Genomic DNA, 16,518 nt, shown 5'->3' with positions numbered 1-16,518 from the left:
TGCAGAGCGATGATCAGCTCGACGGCCGAGACCACCGCGACGACGGTGCCGGTGACGAGCGTCGCCGCACGGGCGATGCCGTCGCGCAGCATCCGCGAGTCGGCAGTTCCAGCTCGCCCGACGCCGCTCCGAGGCCGGAATCATCGCCGCCTGCGCGCTCGCCCTGCTGTCGGCGCTGTACACGGTGCTCACCGTCGGCGGCCCGTCGGTCGAGACCTGGTGCATCCTCGGTGGAGCGCTCGGCGTCGGCTGCTACTTCCTGCTCACCTCGCGGATGCTGCGCGACGGCATCGCCCGTGCGGCGACGCTCGTCACCGGCACCGTCGTCGCGGTGGTCTCGGCCGTCGAGCTGATCATCGCTCTGCAGGTGAACGCGCTTCTCGTCGCCCTGATCGTGATCGTCGCCGGCGCGATCGTCGCCTCGCTCACCGTCCCGCTGGCACGGGACTGGCGTTCCCTGGGCTGGTCGCGCACCGGTGACATCGTCGAGGGCCTGCTCCTCGCCCTGGCACCGGCGGCACTGCTGTACGGGTCCGGCATCGCCGGGCAGATCCTGGAGGTCTTCTCATGACCATCGCCCCGCCCGCACCGCAGCCGCGCACGTCGGCATCCCCCGCACGCCCGACCTCGCTCGGTGTCCGCGCGACGGCGGGGCAGCGCGCCGGCGCCTATCTCATCGATGTGGCGATCGTCGCCCTCATCGCGACGGCCGTCTGGTTCCTCACCGGTTCGCTCGTGCTCGTCGCCGTGACCGCGATCGAGCTGTGGGCGATCGGATGGGTGTGGGAGGGGCACACCGGGGCGACGCCGGGAAACCTCATCTGCGGCATCCGCACGGTGCAGCGCGACAAGGACCTCAGCGTGGGTGCCCGCGGTCTGTTCCTGCGCAGCCTGGTGATGGGCGTCGCACATGTGATCCCGGTTCTTCTTCCGGTGGGTCTCGCATCTGCCGGGGTGCTCGACGGCCTGGCCCGAGCGCGCATGATCGACGTGCGCAAGGCGCTTCTCACGACCGGCGACGACATGTTCCTCGCGCCCGATCTCGAGGCGCGGGTGAGCGGGCCGGATGCCGCAGCAGGGGTGATCACGGCTGCGCCGGGTGTCATCAGCCAGACTCCCGTGACGCCGGACCCTGTGGTGGCGACGCCCGCCGTGGTGTCGGACCCTGTCGACGCGGGCAGCATCGCCGTGTTCGAGCTCTCCGACGGCACCGTGATCGAGGCGACCGGCCTCGGCTACATCGGTCGCGCGCCCCGTGCGCCCGAGTCCATCCCGGATGCGATCCTCGTGCGGGTGCCGGACGGCACCCGGTCGCTGTCGCGCACGCACGCCACCTTCGGCGTCGAGGACGATCGACTCTGGGTGCAGGACCTCGGTTCCGCGAACGGCGCCTCGGTGCGTCATCTCGGCGGCAGTGTGACCGAGCTCACCCCGCACAGTCCGTACTTCCTCGTTCCGGGTGACGTTCTCGTATTGGGCGGCGATGCCGAGCTGTCGTACCGACGTGTCGCCGGCCGTGGAGCGCGGCCCGCACCGCTGCAGGCGCCTGCCGTCGAGGTTCCGGCGATCGAACAGCAGGTCCCGGCGCAGACTGCGCCCGTCGCGCCGTCCGTGGTGACTGCTGCTCCTCCTGTCGCGCAGGTGCCGGTTCCTCCGGTCGCCTCACCTCCGGCAGTGGTGCCGCCCGTGGCTGTGCCGCCTGCCGCCACGTCTCCCGCTCCTTCGGTTCCGATGGTCGGCGCGGTGCCGCCTTCCGTCGCTGCGTCCGCGCAGGTTCCCGGGGGCGTGCCCGCGACTCGCTCGGCCGCCCGTCAGGCTGAGGCGCCCGTTCCGCAGGTGCCCGTCGCGATTCCGGCCCCGCGCGCGGTCGTCGCGCTGCAGTTCCTCAACGGCATGACCGTCCCGGTCGCGGGACTCGGGTACATCGGGCGCGCGCCGCGGCTGCCAGAGGGGGAGCATCCGGATGCTGTGCTCGTCGCGGTTCCCGACGGTGACCGCTCGGTGTCGCGCACGCACGGTCGTTTCGGCATCGTCGATGGTCAGGCCTGGTTCGAGGATCTGGGGTCGGGCAACGGCTCGTCGCTGCGTACGGCTGACGGCCGCACAGGGCCGATGACGCCGCATCAGCGTTTCGGACTTCTGCCGGGGATGACGCTGCAGGTCGGCGATTGCGTGATCCAGATCGTCGCGGTCTGAACCGTACGGCCATCCGCTCAGTACGACGAAGAGAGCCGCTCACCCTGAAGGGTGAGCGGCTCGCTTCGTGGGGCTGGAGTTACCAGCCGAGTTCTTCGCGTCCGTCGGATGCCGAGCGTCCTGCGGATCCTGCGGCCCCGAGGTCGGGGATGATCTGGTCGTCGTCGGGCTCGACCTCGAAGGCGAGCAGGTCCTGGCCTCGACGACGGTTGCGCTTGTCGCTGCCGCCACCGGCGCCGCCGCCCGCGGCTGCGCCGCCGACCATGCCGCCGCGTCCGCCGTTCGCCGCACCGGACTGCGTGACGACGCCTCCTGCGCCCGCGCCCGTTCCAGCGCCGCCGACACCGCCGACTCCGCCGACGCCACCTGCACCGCCGAGGCCACCGACGCCTCCGACGCCTCCGACGCCTCCGAGGAGTGCGCCGCCTCCGAGGCGACCGGCAAGGCCCGCTGCACCACCGACGACACCGGCGGCTCCGAGTGATCCTCCGACGCCTGCGCTGAGGCCGCCGGCACCGCCGCCGACCGTTCCGGTCACGCCGCCGGGGAATCCGGTTCCTCCGCCGCCACCGCCGGTCACGCCGCCGATCTCGCCGTCGATGCGCGGAGTGTCGTCACCGCCACCGTTGCCACCAGGACCCGTGGGGTCGTGCGGTCCCGGCGGGTACACGGGAGGATCGACGGGCGGGTACACCGGCGGATAGACGCGCGGCGGGTCGACCACGCGGGGCGGATCGGTGTCGTCACCGTCGTTCCCGCCGTTGTTGTTGTCGTTGTTGTTATCGGTGCCGTTGTTCCCGCCGCCATCGTTGTTGCCGATGATGCCGGGGCCGTCGTAGCCACCATCACCGCCACCGGTGTTGATTCCGGGGTAGTTCACGGTCGGGTTGCTGCCGGGGCCGTCGTTGCCGGAGGGGTCATCGGTCGGCTCCGGCTCGTCGTAGTCCGTCGCCGGCATGCTGTCGATGATCTCCTGAAGGCGCGCATCGAGCGCGGCGGTCATCTGACGGGCCTGCTCCTCCTGGGCTGCGGCCGCTTGGTCGAGGTAGTACTGCTTGGCTTCAGCCGATGTCATCGTGACGCCGGGACGCACCTGCACCGGGCTGTCAGTCTGGGACGCCATGTTGATCGTGCTCTGCTGCTCGGATGTCAGTCCCGTTCCCGGCAGACCGTCGACTCCGTTCGCGGTGCTCTCAAGCTCTGCGTGCGCCTGAGTGATCAAACTTCCGAGTTGCTTCTGATACTCAGTGAAATCCGCGAGGCGACTGTGAATGGAGAGGAGCTTCTGGGCGATCTTCTCGCCCAACCCCTGCCCGCCCTCGAAACCGGCAATGTTCGCGGCGCGTCTCACATCGTTTGCCACCACGCTCACGGCAGCCGCAGCCTTACCCACTGACTGGGCCTGTTCCAGGCGGACACTTTCGGACCAGAAGCTCGAGCGATTTTCCTTAAGCCGGTCCAGACGATCGGTGTGCTCTCCCATAGTCGTTCCTTTCAAACCTTGACGGTGTCGCCCGGCTCGATCTTGCCGACGGCCCTCCGATAGAAGGCGTTGTGAGTCTGCGCCTGCTGCTCATCGAGTTTGGTGACGTCATCGACAGCCATGTCCAATGCGGCAGAGGCTTCCGCTAGCTCGCCCTCGAGACCCTCGAGCCACTTGAGTGCCGCTTGGTATCGCGACGTGAACGCGGCTGCAAGGTCGACGGATTTTCCGTCTTCCGTCCAAAGCGCGGACACAGGCCCACTCTTCAGTCGTTCAAGCTGAGCCTTCGACTCGGTGAGAGTGTCATACGCCTCTCGAATGACGAGCCGCTGCCGCTCGACCTCGTCCGCCGCCATGACGAACGGAACCAACTTGATGTTCATCGCGCCCCCTCCAACGATAATGCGCATGACGATCGTACCTATGGCCCACCTCGTTGGCCATGGGGAGCGCTCCCCATGGCCAACGACGAGAACTGTGCGAGCGGATCAGGATTCGCAGGAAGAGACTGCCTGCCCGATCAGTTCCTGCGCTTTGTCCCGCTCAGCGTCGAGCGGGTCATCGCCTTCCATGATGAGCCGAAGGCTCTCGTCGGATAGCTCGGAGTCGTACATGAACTGCCCTACACATGGGTAGAAAGCCGGGTCATCTTCATAGCCGACGATGCCACCTTCCTTCGACAGGATCTCGAGCTCGATCGCGAGTTCCTCAGGAGTTGGGCGCTCAGAAGACGGTTCTTGAGGAGTCGACGGCGCGGCAGTCGAAGACTCGGATGACGTCGATGACGGAGTATCGATCGGGCCGGGTGAATCGGTTGGTCCGGCAAGGGTCGCAGCGACGATGACAAGTGACACAACAGTACCGATCGCACCACCGACGATCGAGAGGACCATGCCGACGATTGACGGCCATTTCGCCGCGTTCTTCTTGAACAACCCGATCAGCGACACCACGAACGCCGCGATCAACACGACCACGCCAACGATGAATGTGGCGGGGATACAAGCGAGGACCGTGCCCACGACCGCGAGACCGAGTCCGGCAAAGCCCAGCACCGGAGCCACGCGCCCTGACGTCGCAGCGACGTCAGGGCCGATGTTGGGGATCTGCGGAGGGGTCTGCGTCGCGGAGCCTCCGGAAGCGAATTGGTCGGTCCATTTCTGACCGTCCCACCACCGCTGACGCCCGGAACCGTCGTCGTACCAACCAGCCGGCATGCTCATCCGCGCACCCTCCTCGTCATCGCAGCAACCGCCGCGCGACCATCCATCCTACGTGTGACCGCTGAGAGGCTCAGTAAGCCGACGCCGACGCGGACGACTCCTGGCAAGCGCGTGCGCTCCGAATCCACCCGTTCAAGAGTGCGCAGCATTGACTCGCTGGGCATATCTCCGAAGAACGACTGCTCATTCCTGACACGCAAGCGTTGCTTCCTTGATCACTTCTCCCGCCGATTCACGCTCCACTTCCAGCGGATCCTCACCTTGCACGATGAGCCAGAGGCTTTCATCTGAGACATCCGAGTCGTACATGAATTTCCCCATACAAGGGTAGAAGTCCGGGTCCTCCTCGTAACCGACGATCCCGCCCTTTTTGGCGAGAATTTCAAACTGAGTTGCGATCTCTTCAGCTGAAGGGCGATCACCGGCAGTCGGGGGCATCGGCGATGCCGAGGGCGTCGATATTGGCGCGTCGGTCGGTGTCACCGGTGCGGTCGGTCCCGCAAGGGTCGCAGCGACGATGACAAGCGACACGACAGTCCCGATCGCACCCCCGACAAGAGCGAGGACGATGCCGACGATAGACGGCCACTTCGCCCCGTTCTTCTTGAACAGCCCAATCAGCGAAAGCACGAATGCGGCGATCAGCACGACCACACCGACGACGAACGTCACCGGGATGCACGCGAGCACCGTGCCAATGAGCGCCAACCCCAGACCGACGAAACCCAGGACAGGAGCCACGCGCCCCGACGTCGCAATCACGTGCGGGCCGTTGGAGAAGTGCGGAGGTGCCTGTGGCGCGGAGCTGCCGCGGAGAACTGTTCGGTCCACTTCTGGCCGTCCCACCACCGCTGACGCCCGGAGCCGTCGTCGTACCAGCCAGCCGGCATGCTCATCCGCGCACCCTCATCGTCATTGCGACAAACCCTGCGAGCATCCACAACTGGGTGCAGATGCCACGGTCCGACATTCAGCCAGTGACTCCCTCCCCCAGAGGGTCGCAGACGGCAGCCGCCTCGATGACCGCGACACCCACTGCTTCCCTCTCGGCACCCGTGACGTCCTGTCCATCGGCGACGAGCCGCAACGACTCATCCGAGATCTCGGACTCGAACAACTGTTGCCCCACGCACGGATAGAACTCGGGCATATCGTCGTAGCAGGTGATGCCGTCAGCGCGTGCGAGGGCCGCGGTACCGACGGCGATCTCTTCAGGCGACGGTTGCGAACCCGCAGGAGCGATCGACGGCTGTTCGGTGGCTTGTATTGCAGGAGCGGGTATCGAGATGTCGCTCCCACCGATTGGCTCGCCGAGATTCAGAAAGCCGATACCGAACACGACGACGGTTGCGAACGCGGCGCCGAGGATCGAGAGCAGCAGACCCGCGAGCGCGGGCCACTTCGACGTGTTCCTCATGAACAGCCCGACCAACGACATCACGAACCCGACGATCAGCGCCACGATGCCGGCGATGTACGACGACTCGAGAGAACCGATCACTGTTCCGAACCCCGCCAGTCCGAGACCGAAGATCCCCACTGCCGAGGCATTGCGCCGCACGCGAGCGGCGGACGGAGGAGGCCCGAGCTGCACAGGCCCGGCCGCGCCGGCCGCAGGCACAGCCGCCCCGGGCGCGACGTGCTCGGTCCAGCGTGCGCCGTCCCACCAGCGCTGACGCCCCGAACCGTCGTCGTACCATCCGGCCGGCATGCTCATGCGCGCCGCTCCCCCCAGTTCATCGTGCGCGTCGCGACGGCGACGCGCATCTCAGGATGCCATGCCGTAGACGGCATTCCCTGCGGCGAAGGCGTCGAGCAGATCGAGGTCGTCGGAGGTCACGATGCGCGCACCCACCGCATGCTCGACCAGACGCGACCGCACCGAGTCCGGCAGGCGGCCCTCGGCATCCCGCTCCAGACCCCGAACTCCGTGTCGGGCGAACTTGCCGCACAGGCTGACGACACGCCGCTCGAGCTTCTCGCGCGTCCACCTCAGTCGATGCGCCACCACGTCGAGTCCCGGCAGCTCCGCCGATCCCGGCACCTTCAGCCGCAGCATCGGCTCAGCCAGCGCGGTCAGCAGAATGCGCTGCATCGGCGACAGGAGGTCGCCGACGTCGCCGGCCGACGACGACCACTGCGACGAGACCTCATAGAACGGCGACTCGGCGGTGAGCGAGAACTCGTACATCGTCTCGCCGGCCGTGAACATCACCACCGTCGTGCCGAAAACCAGCGGCATCGATGCTCCCGGTGCCAGCCACGACTGCGCCATGCCGTCGGCGGATGCGACGGATGCCGTGAGCCCCGAGCCGATGTTCGTCAGACGCCAGATGCCCTCGCGCTGCGTGATCTCGAGGAAGCGCCGATGCACGTACTGGTTGTCATCGAAGGACAGGTCCGCGCTGCGACCGACGATGAACGTGCTGCCCGCGGGGATCCGCTCGCGCCGACCACCGAACTCCAGCACGAGCGCGCCCCCGACCGACGTCTCGGCCTCCCCCGGAAGGCCCGCTTCGACGATGGTCATGCGGCCGTGTGGCGGGGCCATGCCCCACCGGGGAACGCGCTGACCGCGCCGAGCTCGTTGGTGACCTGCGTCATGAAGTCCGCCGCGGCCTGGTTGGCCGTGAGGATGATGTTGACGAGGTTGATCACGTCGGCGATGAACGACAGGACCTCGACGATGATCGTCGCGACGCCACCGGGCGCACCGAACACCGACACGATCTCGGCGATACCGAGCGCGACGCCGATGGCCGTCGTGATGGCCGCGATCGAGAACGCGACCCAGAAGTCGACGATCGCATCGGCGAACGTGTTCAACTGTTCGTCGATCATCGTGCACTTGGCGTAGATGCTGTCGGATGCCGGGTTCTGCAGTTCCACCCGAGCGGCATAGGCGTTGTGCGCCGCACCCTCCCAGTGCCCGGTGCTCGGCAGCGACGACAGCACGACCGTCGAGGTCGCGACCGTCGCCGGGGTGCCGACGCTCTGCACCCAGCTGACGCCGGTCTGGCGCAGAGTGCTCGGGCTGCCGACGTAGGCGAAGATCTCGGCCGTCCGCTGGATGGCCTCGTTGACCTTGTCGAACATCCGCTGGATGAGCTGGTTGATCCGGTCGATCAGATCGCCGATGAACGGGATGTGCCCGGCCAGCTCGAGGATGCCGTTGATGATCCCGATGACGGAGTCCGCACCGTCGACGAACTCCCAGAACTTCGACCGCGAGCGTTCGACGTCGCCCGCATTGTCGCGGCCGCCGTGGCTGCCGGACGGGCCGCGGGGCGGGCCGCCGTCAGGGCCGTCGGGACGAGGTCGCGGCGGGGACGGAGGAGAGGGGAATCTACCCATGATGTCGTCTTCTTCCAGTCGTGAGGATCGAGGGTCAGCTGTTCAGCCGGGACTGCCACGCGGGAGTCGCCACCCGCTCCGCCGGTATCGGGTCGCCGAAGCGGTCGTTGAAGTCTGCGACCTGGAACGCGGTGGGCTCGGCGGGCAGGCTCTCTCCCGTGAGCGTCGGCGCGTCGTCTCCCACGGGAGCGTCGGTGCCGCCGTCTGCCGGCGCGTCACCGTCGGTGCTCGGCGTCTCGCCGCCTGTGCCATCCGTTCCGGTCGCGCCATCGGTTCCGGTCGCGCCGGTGCCGTCCGTTCCGCCGACCCCGTCGGCCCCACCCGTCCCGTCGACGTCGCCGTCGGGAGTGGGCGTCGAGTCGATGCCAGGAACATCAGGGTCGACCTCGTAGTCGGGCGTGATGTCGGGGTCGGCGAGCGTCCCGCGGTCACCGAGATCGTGATCGAGACCCGCGGCCTCGTGGCGCAGCTGCGCCGCCTGATCGCGCAGCTCGGCCGCCTTGTCACGAAGCTCGGCAGCATCCTCCCGCGCATCCGTCATCTCTTCGGACGCGTCGTCGCGGGCATCTTCGAGCTTCTCGATCTGCTCGCGGATCTCCGCAGCCTCGGCGCGCTGCGCCGCGGCCTCGGCGCGCACCGCGGCCGAGTCGGTACGGCTCTGCAGCGCACCCGCCGAGTCGCCGGCCTGCTCCTGCTGAGTCGCCTTGAGGTCGAGCTCGGTCGCCCGGCGCTCGCCATCGGTCGCGCTGCGGTCGAGTTCAGCGGCTTGCTCCTCCAAAGCGTCGATGCGCTGATCCAGCGCCTCCATCTGCTCCTGCGCCTTGTCGGCGTGCTGGTCGGCCTGGTCGGCTTGACGGTCGAGCGCATCCGCCCGCTCGTCGAGCTGGTCGGCCTTCAGGTCCGCCTCGAGGCGAGCGTCGTCGTCACCGGTCTCGCCGCCCGTGTCGCCGTCGACGCGCGGGTCGTCGACCTGGCCGGTCTCGCCGCCGATTCCACCGCTCCCAGGGCCGCCGCTTCCGGGGCCACCGCTGCCGGGGCCACCGCTTCCGGGACCGCCGTTTCCAGGCCCGCTATCACCGTTGGTCTGCGGCACCTCGGTGTTGACGTCCTTCTTCTCGCCTTCGGCCGAGGTCTGGTCGGTCTCGTCATAGGCGTCAGCCGTCAGCCGGAGCGAGTCCGCAAAGCCCTGGAGCGCAGCAGGAGCAGTGCCCAGCAGCTGCACCATGGTCGCCTGGAACGTGTTGTAGGCGGCGGACGCCTGTCCTCCGATGAAGGAGAACGCGGATGCCGGGATCGTGAGCCCCTGCGCCGCCGAGGTGATGTCGCCGTAGGAACTCGCAGCCGCATCGAACGCGCTCGCGTCTTTGCGGAGGTACGCGGTCTCGACGTCGACCGTGCCCTCGGCACCGAAGGACGACGCCGGCGGCTGAGCGGGCGGCGTCGGAAGGATCGACTGCCCGGGGTTGTTCGGCAGCGGTGCCGGCGTCGCCGGCTGCAGACCGCCGCCGGAGGTGACGCCGCTGCCGGTGCCACCGAGCAGATTGTTGGTGGCGCTCACGAACTCATCGATCGGGGTGGCCGCGTCGAGCACGTTGCCGACCGCGCCGAGCACATCGCCCTCGACGACGTTCTGGCCGAAGTCGATGATCTCGTCGACCGGATTGACGGCGTCGACGACGTCGCCGAATGCGTCTAGAACTCCCATTGCCGTTCTCCCTGTCTCAGCGGATCGCGCCCATGCGGCGCATCAGTTCCTGGGGATTGTGCGCGATCTGCATGAGCTGCTCGATCGCGGGGAACCCCTCGTACTTGTTCTCGCGCTCGCGCGCGGCCATGGTCATGACGTTGTTCAGCGCACGCACGACCTCTTTCTCGATCACCTCGTCGTTCGTGTTGCGCACCCAGCGATCGTCGAGCTTGACCGCGGTGATCGTGTCGCCCTCGCGGGTGACGGTCACGGTCTTCGCGGTGTTGACGCCGTCCCGCGCCTGGCGGGCGCGCTGCGCGCGGTGCGCGAGGAACTCCTGCTGCTGAGCATCCGCCGCTTCGTACATGTCGCGCAGTTGCTCGCGGGCGTCGATCCCCCATGAGACGCTGGGGTCGCCGAGCTCGACCGGAGCGGGCTCGGGAACCGGAGCCGCCTCACCCTGATCGGCGGTCTCGGAATAGGCCTTCATCCACTGCCCGGCACGCTGCCCGAGAGCATCCTGGTAGCAGCCGCTGATCACAAGACCGAGCGTCTCTTCACCGATCGTGTCGCGCCAGTCCTCGTCGAGGGTCAGAGCCTGCACGGCGCCGTTGGCCGCGAGCGTCAGGGTGACGGCGCCCTTGTCGTCCTTCACCGTGACCGGAGCCACCTGCTCCGACGCCGAGGCGAGAGCACGCAGCTCCTGCTGCAGCTCGCCGGCCGTCTGCCGCAGTTCCGCCATCAGGCGACTGGCATCCGCCATATCCATGCTGACCATGGGCTCCTCTTCCGTTGACCGTTGAGGCAATCCTACGAAGGGGTGCAACAGTGCTGAAGGGGGAGAAGTCCCCATGGGGTTCCCTCCCGCCCGTCATTCCGCGCGGTGATGGATCAGAAGTGCCGCCGGGGCTGCCCTCACAGGTGCACTTCTGATCCATCGTCGCCACGGCGGGCGGACGGGGCGAGCGGGAAGGTCAGGGCCGCGGGCGCCGGGCGCGACCGCGTGCGAGCAGCAGCATGATCGCGGAGATCGTGGCGGCACCGCCCAGACCCCAGCCCACGATCGCGCGCGCGGGTGCGAGCGGATCGGCATCCGGTTCGATCGAGATGACCCGGCTGTCCTCCGGCTCGGGATCGGCTCTCGGGTGCATGGGCGACGGCGGCCCCGGAAGCGTGCCGTCATCCACCAGCGCCAGCGCCTCGACCGGGCGCACCTCGCCCCAGCCGACGGTGTCGGTGGGCTCGGCCGGCGACACCCGCATGGCCGACTGCACGAGACGGAACGCCCACTGGTCGGGCGTCTCGTCGGGGTAGCGCGCGGCGACGAGAGCCGCCGCACCCGACACGACGGCGGTGGCGTAGCTCGACGACGCCCCGTCGCCGTTGAACACGCAGTCTCCGCCCGAGATGTATGCCGAGGGCATCGCCTGACCGGGCGCGACGATGTCGACGTGCTCTCCGGCGTACGAGGAGTCCGGGTCCCACGTGCCGTCCTTCAGCACGCCGGAGACGGCGAGCGCACCGGGCAGCTCCCCCGGGTAGAAGTGCTCGGGGTCGGGGCTGTTCGCATCGGCCGTGTTGCGATTGCCCGCGCTGGCGATCACGAGGGCGCCGCGCGCGTAGGCGTAGGCGACGGCATCCGTGTAGGCGTCGACGGACTGGTCGTCCGACAGCGAGACGTTGATGATCTGCGCACCGTGATCGGCGGCCCATCGGATGCCGTCGGTCACGGACTGCGCCGAGGGCGCGGCGAGCTCGCGCGAGGACTGGCCGTCCTCCGGCGCCGCCTCGAACGCCCGCACCGGCATGATCTGCGCCTCGGGGGCGATGCCGACCACGCCCGACCCGTCGACCGGCCGCGCGGCGATGAGCCCCGCGATCGCGGTACCGTGCCCGAACAGGTCGTCGTCGGCCGGTGCGGTGCCGTCGCCGAAGGTGCTGGCCCCTGGCACCAGCGCATCCGCGAGATGAACGTTGCCCGCCTCGACCCCCGAGTCGACGACGGCGACGACCACGCCCGCACCGCGGCTGAGCGTCCAGGCCTGCTCGAGGCCGAGGCGGTCTACGAGATAGCTCGCGCCGGACACGAGCACCCGCTCGCCCGGCGTGCACTGCTGACCGGCATCTATCGACGGAGTCGACCCCGCCCCGTCGATCGTCGGAGTCGACGTCGCCCCGGCCTCCGACGCGACCGAAGCCGGTGCCGTCAGCACCGCGGATCCCAGCAGCGCGGCGACACCGAGGGCCGCCGCAACGGCGCGCACCGTGCGAGCGTGCATCAGCCGCCCTGCCCCGATGCCGTCCTCTGTGCGATCTCCCGGCTGAGCGTCGGCCCCTGTTCGAGCAGCTGCGTCCACGCGGCGGGGACGGTGATCGAGTCCTCGGTCGGATAGCCGAGCAGCGCGAGGTCCTCCGCGGTCTCGACGGGGAAGAACACACCGGACTCCGCGACGAAGCCGTAGGTCGCACCCTCACCGCTCGACTGAGCGGTGATCGCCGCACCGGCACCGGGGGTGACCTGGGTGCCGAACTCGAGATCGTCGGGCACCGTCGCCACCGACACGGTCGGTCCGTCGGCGCCCGGTGTCATCTGCAGGCACGCGGTCTCCGCACCGTCGGCGGAGGCCGAGACCGTCTCGGGCCAGTCGTCCGGGATCGCCTCGGAGTTCACATCGGCGAGGTCGGTCGCCTCGGCCACCGTCATGACGATGGGGTCCATCCCGACGTAGGCCGTGAGCAGCTGACGCGCGAACGGGGTCGCGGGCACGAGGCGTCCGTCGCCGTCGGCGATGTACTCGGCGACGATGTTGCCGTCGGACTGCGTCTGCACGGCCTGGCCCACCACGAGGCCGGCGGCACCGGCATCCTCGCCCAGCTCGCTGCCGAGATCGATCTCGAGGGGCGACCCGGGCGTCACGAGGTTCAGCCACAGCGCCGAGACCGTGGGCACCGAGGCCACGTCGTCGATGCCGAGGAACACGCTCGCGACGATCGCGACGTTCTCGTCGCTCACGGCGTAGCGGCGGTCGCCCTCGACGAACCAGTAGTCCCCGTCGTCGTCCTGCACGAGTGCGGCCTGGTCGCGGGCGCCGACGGGGTCGTCGAGCAGTCGCGTCGAGATCTCGAGCGGACGATCGGTCGCGACGCAGCTGAGCCACGCGCCCTGATACTGGCGGTCCGGGGAAGGCAGGTAGTCGGGTGCCCCGTCGATGCCCACAGGAGAGGGATCGCGGCTGATGCGGTCGAGTTTGTTGGCGGGCACAGAGGTGATCTTCGCCGAGCCGACGAGCAGCCGAGCGCTGGCGAGGTTCTTCACCGGGTACAGCGTGCCGTCGAGGGCGACGTAGCGCGAGCCCTCGCCCTGCACGACGATGATCGCGCCATCTTCCCAGCCCTTCGGAAGGGTTCCGGTGAACGTGCCGATGAGCAGCGAGACGATGACCGTGAGGATGCCGAGGGCGACGCTGACGACGACGCCCCGCAGCGGCTTGCCCGGTGCGAGTTCACGCCCGCCCGGCGCGCCGCTGACGAATGCCCGCTGGAGGCGACGACGGTTGAAGGCCTGCGCCTGCAGCAGTTCGGATTTGGATGCCATGGATCAGAACCAGCCTCCGGCGATGATGGCCAGGGGCAGCAGGAGCGCGATGGTCCCCCACTCGGCGAAGTCCGCGAACCGCGTGAGACGGATGCGGGTCTTCGGGTTCAGCAGCACCACGACGATGATGCACACAGCGACGGCGGCGAGCCCGATCACGAGACCGCCGATCCACGTGGGATGCGTGAGGATCGCCGTCGTCACCCCGAGGGCGACTCCCGCGAGCACGCCGGACGACACCGCGACGATGTCGAAGCGGGAGTACACCTGGCGGGTTCCGAGGAACATGCCGATGTAGGTGACTGCACACAGCAGCAGACCCCAGAAGCCCGAGGCCACGACCGGCGGAGTCGCCACGAGCACGATCACGCACAGCGAGATGCGCAGCGACACCTGGTAGCGGTGGGCACGGCTGTAGAGCTTCGCGACCTCTTCGGGCGAGATGTGCGTCGGGGCGTCGTAGATCTCGGACTCGTCGCGCGCCGAGACGACGCGCAGCGGCACCGAGGCGAGCGCGACCCACGGGGCACCGAGACCGGCGATGCCCGCGATGGCCATGGTCGCGGCCAGAGTTCCGGCGATCGGTGCGGCGAGCCAGGTGATCACGGCGCCGATCACGAGCAGCATGCCGCCGACGGCGATCGGGATCAGCCCGTACTCCCGCTGGCGCTTGAGGGCGAGCAGCGCCACGACGCCGAAGGCGAGCATCGCCCCGCCGCCGATCACGAGCGCGAGCCCCCAGCCGTCGGCATCCGGAAGCAGGGTGTAGCCGGCGACGCCGGCATAGACCGACGACACCAGCGCGAGGGACATCGTCGCCTGCTGCGGTGCCGCGGTGCGATCCATGACGAGCGCGCAGATCAGCAGGACCACCGCTGCGGCGCCCGCTCCGGCCGCCGTGACGATGGTGCCGCTGTCGACCCACGCCCAGACCGCCGGCACGAGGCCGAGAAGGAGGAGAACGGATGCGACGACGGTCGCCGTGGTGACGGAGTTCTGCGCCGACCATGAGGGGGCGTTCGTCTCGACGGCATCCGCCACCGCCTCGACGATGTCGTCGTAGCGCTTGGGGAGCCGGGCGGAGGTGCCCTGCTCGAGCACGAGGAAGTCGCCGTCCTGCACGCCCTGCGCGGCGAGGGTGCGGTCGGCCTCGAGGGGCGTGCCGTCGGCGTGCACGAGCCGGAATCCGGCGGATGCCGTGGCGCCGTCGAGCATGCGCAGACGACGGGTCAGCGAGGGCAGCACCTCGGCGACGGGGACTCCCCCGGGTACGCCGACGTCGATCCGCTCGGATTCCCACTGCACCGAGAGGCGCACGAGCTGAGACGATACGACAGCCGTCGTCTGGAGCGACATCACATCCTGCTTTCGTCAGACACGCGCATTCACACTACCGCGCGTGCGGCCGGGATCCCGAGGGTGCGCTCCGCTCAGGACTCGTCGTCGTCTTCGAGGTCTTCGATCGGGGTGTCCAGCAGCACCAGGTCGTCGCGGGTGACGAGACGGCTCGACACGGCGTACTCGACCAGGCGCGCCTTGCGGTTCATCGCGAGCTTGCCCTGCCCACCGCGCATGCCCTGTACGCCGATGCGGTCGAACTTGTCGCAGACGTTGTCGAGCTTGCGGTTGAAGCGCGTGCTCGTCCAGCCGAGGCGGGCGGCGGCCTGCGCCGAGCTCGGGATCTCGCTGATGCCTGTGCCATCGCGCCGCAGCGCGGGCTCGGCGAGCGCGAGGATCAGCAGCTTCTGCCGCGTCGTCAGCGGCACGTGGCCGATCGTGGACTGGCCGTCCTCGGCGCTCTCGCGGGGGTCGAGGTGGAACGCCGGGCCCTTGGCGTGGATCGTGAGTTCGTAGGTCACCGGCCCCGCGGTGAAGACCACGGTGGTCTGCTCGAACACCACGGGCAGCCGCGCGCCCGGTGCCAGCCACGCGTTGACACCACCGGACGAGTCGGTCACGGTCGCGGTCAGGCGGGAGCCGACGTTCGAAAGCCACCACAGACCGTCGTTGTCGGAAATCTCGAGGAAGTGCCGGTGCAGGAACAGATTGTCGTCCAGCTCGAGGTCGCCCTGGCGCCCCACGTAGAACGGCGTCCCCGACGTCAGTTCGAAGTACTCCCCCGCGAACTCGACTGTGATCTCCATCAGTCCACACACCCCCTGGTCGGCTCGGGCGATGATCGCCCGTCAGCCCTTTTGATGAGCACCTCGATGCAGGTGCGCCCCGAACGCTCTCCCTCCAGAGTGACGTCGGTCTGTTCAACGATATGCGCTTCGCCGGGTCCATCGAGCGTCACCTCGTACCAGATGTACGCATCTCCGGCCTTCGGATCGGGGTTCGACCACGTGAAGGCGATGGTTCCGGCGGTGTTCGTACCCGTGAGATCCTCCACCTCCGGCACCGGACCGGAGGCCATCGGGTCCTGCGGCTCTGGGGCCTGGGCGGTCTGCTCGGGGGCGGGCACGAGAGAGGCCGCGAGGCTGCTCGCGGCCACGATGCCGGCGATCACGAGCACGGCGGCGGCGACCGTGACGACCCATCCCCACACGGGCAGACCGCGACGGCGCGGAGAGGCGGCTTCAGATTCTGCGGGCGCGGCGGGAGCGTATTGCGCACCGGCGGCGTAAGGACCTGCGGCGGGCGGAGCGCCGAATGTCGGCTGCCCGGTGGTCGGATGCTGTGCAGTGGTCGGATGCTGTGCAGTGGTCGGATGCTGTGCAGTGGTCGGATGCTGCGGGGCGATCGGATGCTGCGCAGGAGGCGCCTGCGGCGGCGCTCCGAACTGCGGCGGCTGCGGGGACCGGCCAGGCCCCGTGCCCTCGGGGGCCACCACGAGCGGACCGCGCACGGCCGTGGCATCGTCGTCGTACGCGGTCGGCGGGACGCTCGACGGGGGCACGGGTGGGGCGGACGGCATCCGTCGCTGGGTCGCGGCGAGCGCGTCCGCCGTCGGCGGGCGATCGAAGCGCGGCACGTCGAC

General features: G+C 68.9%; 16 protein-coding genes and 1 pseudogene. 2 read left to right on the top strand and 15 right to left on the bottom strand.

Features of this window, described 5'->3' with window-relative positions; genetic code table 11:
- The first annotated feature begins 184 nt into the window (after window positions 1-184).
- A complete protein-coding gene (locus tag ACI3KS_RS18440; RefSeq protein WP_404919998.1) occupies window positions 185-571 on the top strand; it encodes a hypothetical protein in 387 nt (128 codons plus the stop codon).
- Window positions 568-2,196 carry an FHA domain-containing protein gene (locus ACI3KS_RS18435; protein WP_404919997.1) on the top strand — a complete coding sequence of 543 codons (1,629 nt, stop codon included), beginning with the start codon at window positions 568-570 and terminating at the stop codon, window positions 2,194-2,196. The genes ACI3KS_RS18440 and ACI3KS_RS18435 overlap by 4 nt, the downstream gene beginning before the upstream one ends.
- 79 nt (window positions 2,197-2,275) lie before the next feature.
- Here the strand turns inward: ACI3KS_RS18435 and ACI3KS_RS18430 are convergent, their stop codons facing one another.
- The 15 genes and pseudogenes from ACI3KS_RS18430 to ACI3KS_RS18360 all read right to left on the bottom strand — a co-directional run.
- Window positions 2,276-3,568 carry a hypothetical protein gene (locus ACI3KS_RS18430; RefSeq protein ID WP_404919996.1) on the bottom strand — a complete coding sequence of 431 codons (1,293 nt, stop codon included), beginning with the start codon at window positions 3,566-3,568 and terminating at the stop codon, window positions 2,276-2,278.
- Between the two features lie 122 nt (window positions 3,569-3,690).
- Window positions 3,691-4,062: a hypothetical protein gene (locus tag ACI3KS_RS18425; RefSeq protein ID WP_404919995.1), complete on the bottom strand. Its 372-nt coding sequence runs from the start codon at window positions 4,060-4,062 to the stop codon at window positions 3,691-3,693.
- A gap of 105 nt (window positions 4,063-4,167) precedes the next feature.
- Window positions 4,168-4,902 carry a DUF2510 domain-containing protein gene (locus tag ACI3KS_RS18420; RefSeq protein WP_404919994.1) on the bottom strand — a complete coding sequence of 245 codons (735 nt, stop codon included), beginning with the start codon at window positions 4,900-4,902 and terminating at the stop codon, window positions 4,168-4,170.
- A 183-nt stretch (window positions 4,903-5,085) separates the two neighbouring features.
- Window positions 5,086-5,643 (bottom strand): hypothetical protein, encoded by a 558-nt coding sequence (locus tag ACI3KS_RS18415; protein ID WP_404919993.1) that lies wholly within the window; start codon window positions 5,641-5,643, stop codon window positions 5,086-5,088.
- A gap of 17 nt (window positions 5,644-5,660) precedes the next feature.
- Window positions 5,661-5,798 (bottom strand): DUF2510 domain-containing protein, encoded by a 138-nt coding sequence (locus tag ACI3KS_RS18410; RefSeq protein ID WP_404919992.1) that lies wholly within the window; start codon window positions 5,796-5,798, stop codon window positions 5,661-5,663.
- A 74-nt stretch (window positions 5,799-5,872) separates the two neighbouring features.
- Entirely contained in the window at window positions 5,873-6,619 is a 747-nt protein-coding gene (locus ACI3KS_RS18405; protein WP_404919991.1) for a DUF2510 domain-containing protein, read from the bottom strand.
- A gap of 51 nt (window positions 6,620-6,670) precedes the next feature.
- A complete protein-coding gene (locus ACI3KS_RS18400; protein WP_404919990.1) occupies window positions 6,671-7,432 on the bottom strand; it encodes a hypothetical protein in 762 nt (253 codons plus the stop codon).
- On the bottom strand, window positions 7,429-8,256 hold the full coding sequence (locus ACI3KS_RS18395) for a hypothetical protein (protein ID WP_404919989.1): 828 nt from the start codon (window positions 8,254-8,256) through the stop codon (window positions 7,429-7,431). Before ACI3KS_RS18395 ends, ACI3KS_RS18400 begins: the two co-directional genes overlap by 4 nt.
- Before the next feature lie 34 nt (window positions 8,257-8,290).
- On the bottom strand, window positions 8,291-9,961 hold the full coding sequence (locus ACI3KS_RS18390; protein WP_404919988.1) for a type VII secretion target: 1,671 nt from the start codon (window positions 9,959-9,961) through the stop codon (window positions 8,291-8,293).
- A gap of 16 nt (window positions 9,962-9,977) precedes the next feature.
- The gene (locus ACI3KS_RS18385; RefSeq protein ID WP_404919987.1) at window positions 9,978-10,721 is read right to left on the bottom strand and encodes a hypothetical protein; all 744 of its coding nucleotides are present in this window, start codon (window positions 10,719-10,721) and stop codon (window positions 9,978-9,980) included.
- Window positions 10,722-10,917: 196 nt separating this feature from the next.
- Window positions 10,918-12,222 (bottom strand): S8 family serine peptidase, encoded by a 1,305-nt coding sequence (locus ACI3KS_RS18380; protein WP_404919986.1) that lies wholly within the window; start codon window positions 12,220-12,222, stop codon window positions 10,918-10,920.
- Window positions 12,222-13,538 (bottom strand): type VII secretion protein EccB, encoded by a 1,317-nt coding sequence (gene eccB / locus ACI3KS_RS18375; protein WP_404919985.1) that lies wholly within the window; start codon window positions 13,536-13,538, stop codon window positions 12,222-12,224. The genes ACI3KS_RS18380 and eccB overlap by 1 nt, the downstream gene beginning before the upstream one ends.
- A 3-nt stretch (window positions 13,539-13,541) precedes the next feature.
- Window positions 13,542-14,894: a type VII secretion integral membrane protein EccD gene (eccD, locus tag ACI3KS_RS18370; protein WP_404919984.1), complete on the bottom strand. Its 1,353-nt coding sequence runs from the start codon at window positions 14,892-14,894 to the stop codon at window positions 13,542-13,544.
- Window positions 14,895-14,968: 74 nt separating this feature from the next.
- Window positions 14,969-15,685, bottom strand: coding sequence for a hypothetical protein (locus tag ACI3KS_RS18365; protein ID WP_404919999.1), 717 nt, complete (start codon window positions 15,683-15,685; stop codon window positions 14,969-14,971).
- Window positions 15,682-16,518: pseudogene (locus tag ACI3KS_RS18360) on the bottom strand (hypothetical protein); the annotation flags it as partial. The pseudogene ACI3KS_RS18360 and the gene ACI3KS_RS18365, both read right to left, overlap by 4 nt.

It is taken from the genome of Microbacterium sp. ZW T5_45, assembly GCF_044987415.1.
Taxonomy (GTDB): domain Bacteria; phylum Actinomycetota; class Actinomycetes; order Actinomycetales; family Microbacteriaceae; genus Microbacterium.
Note: the sequence above shows the minus strand (reverse complement) of the source record. Positions and strands in the feature narration are given on the sequence as shown.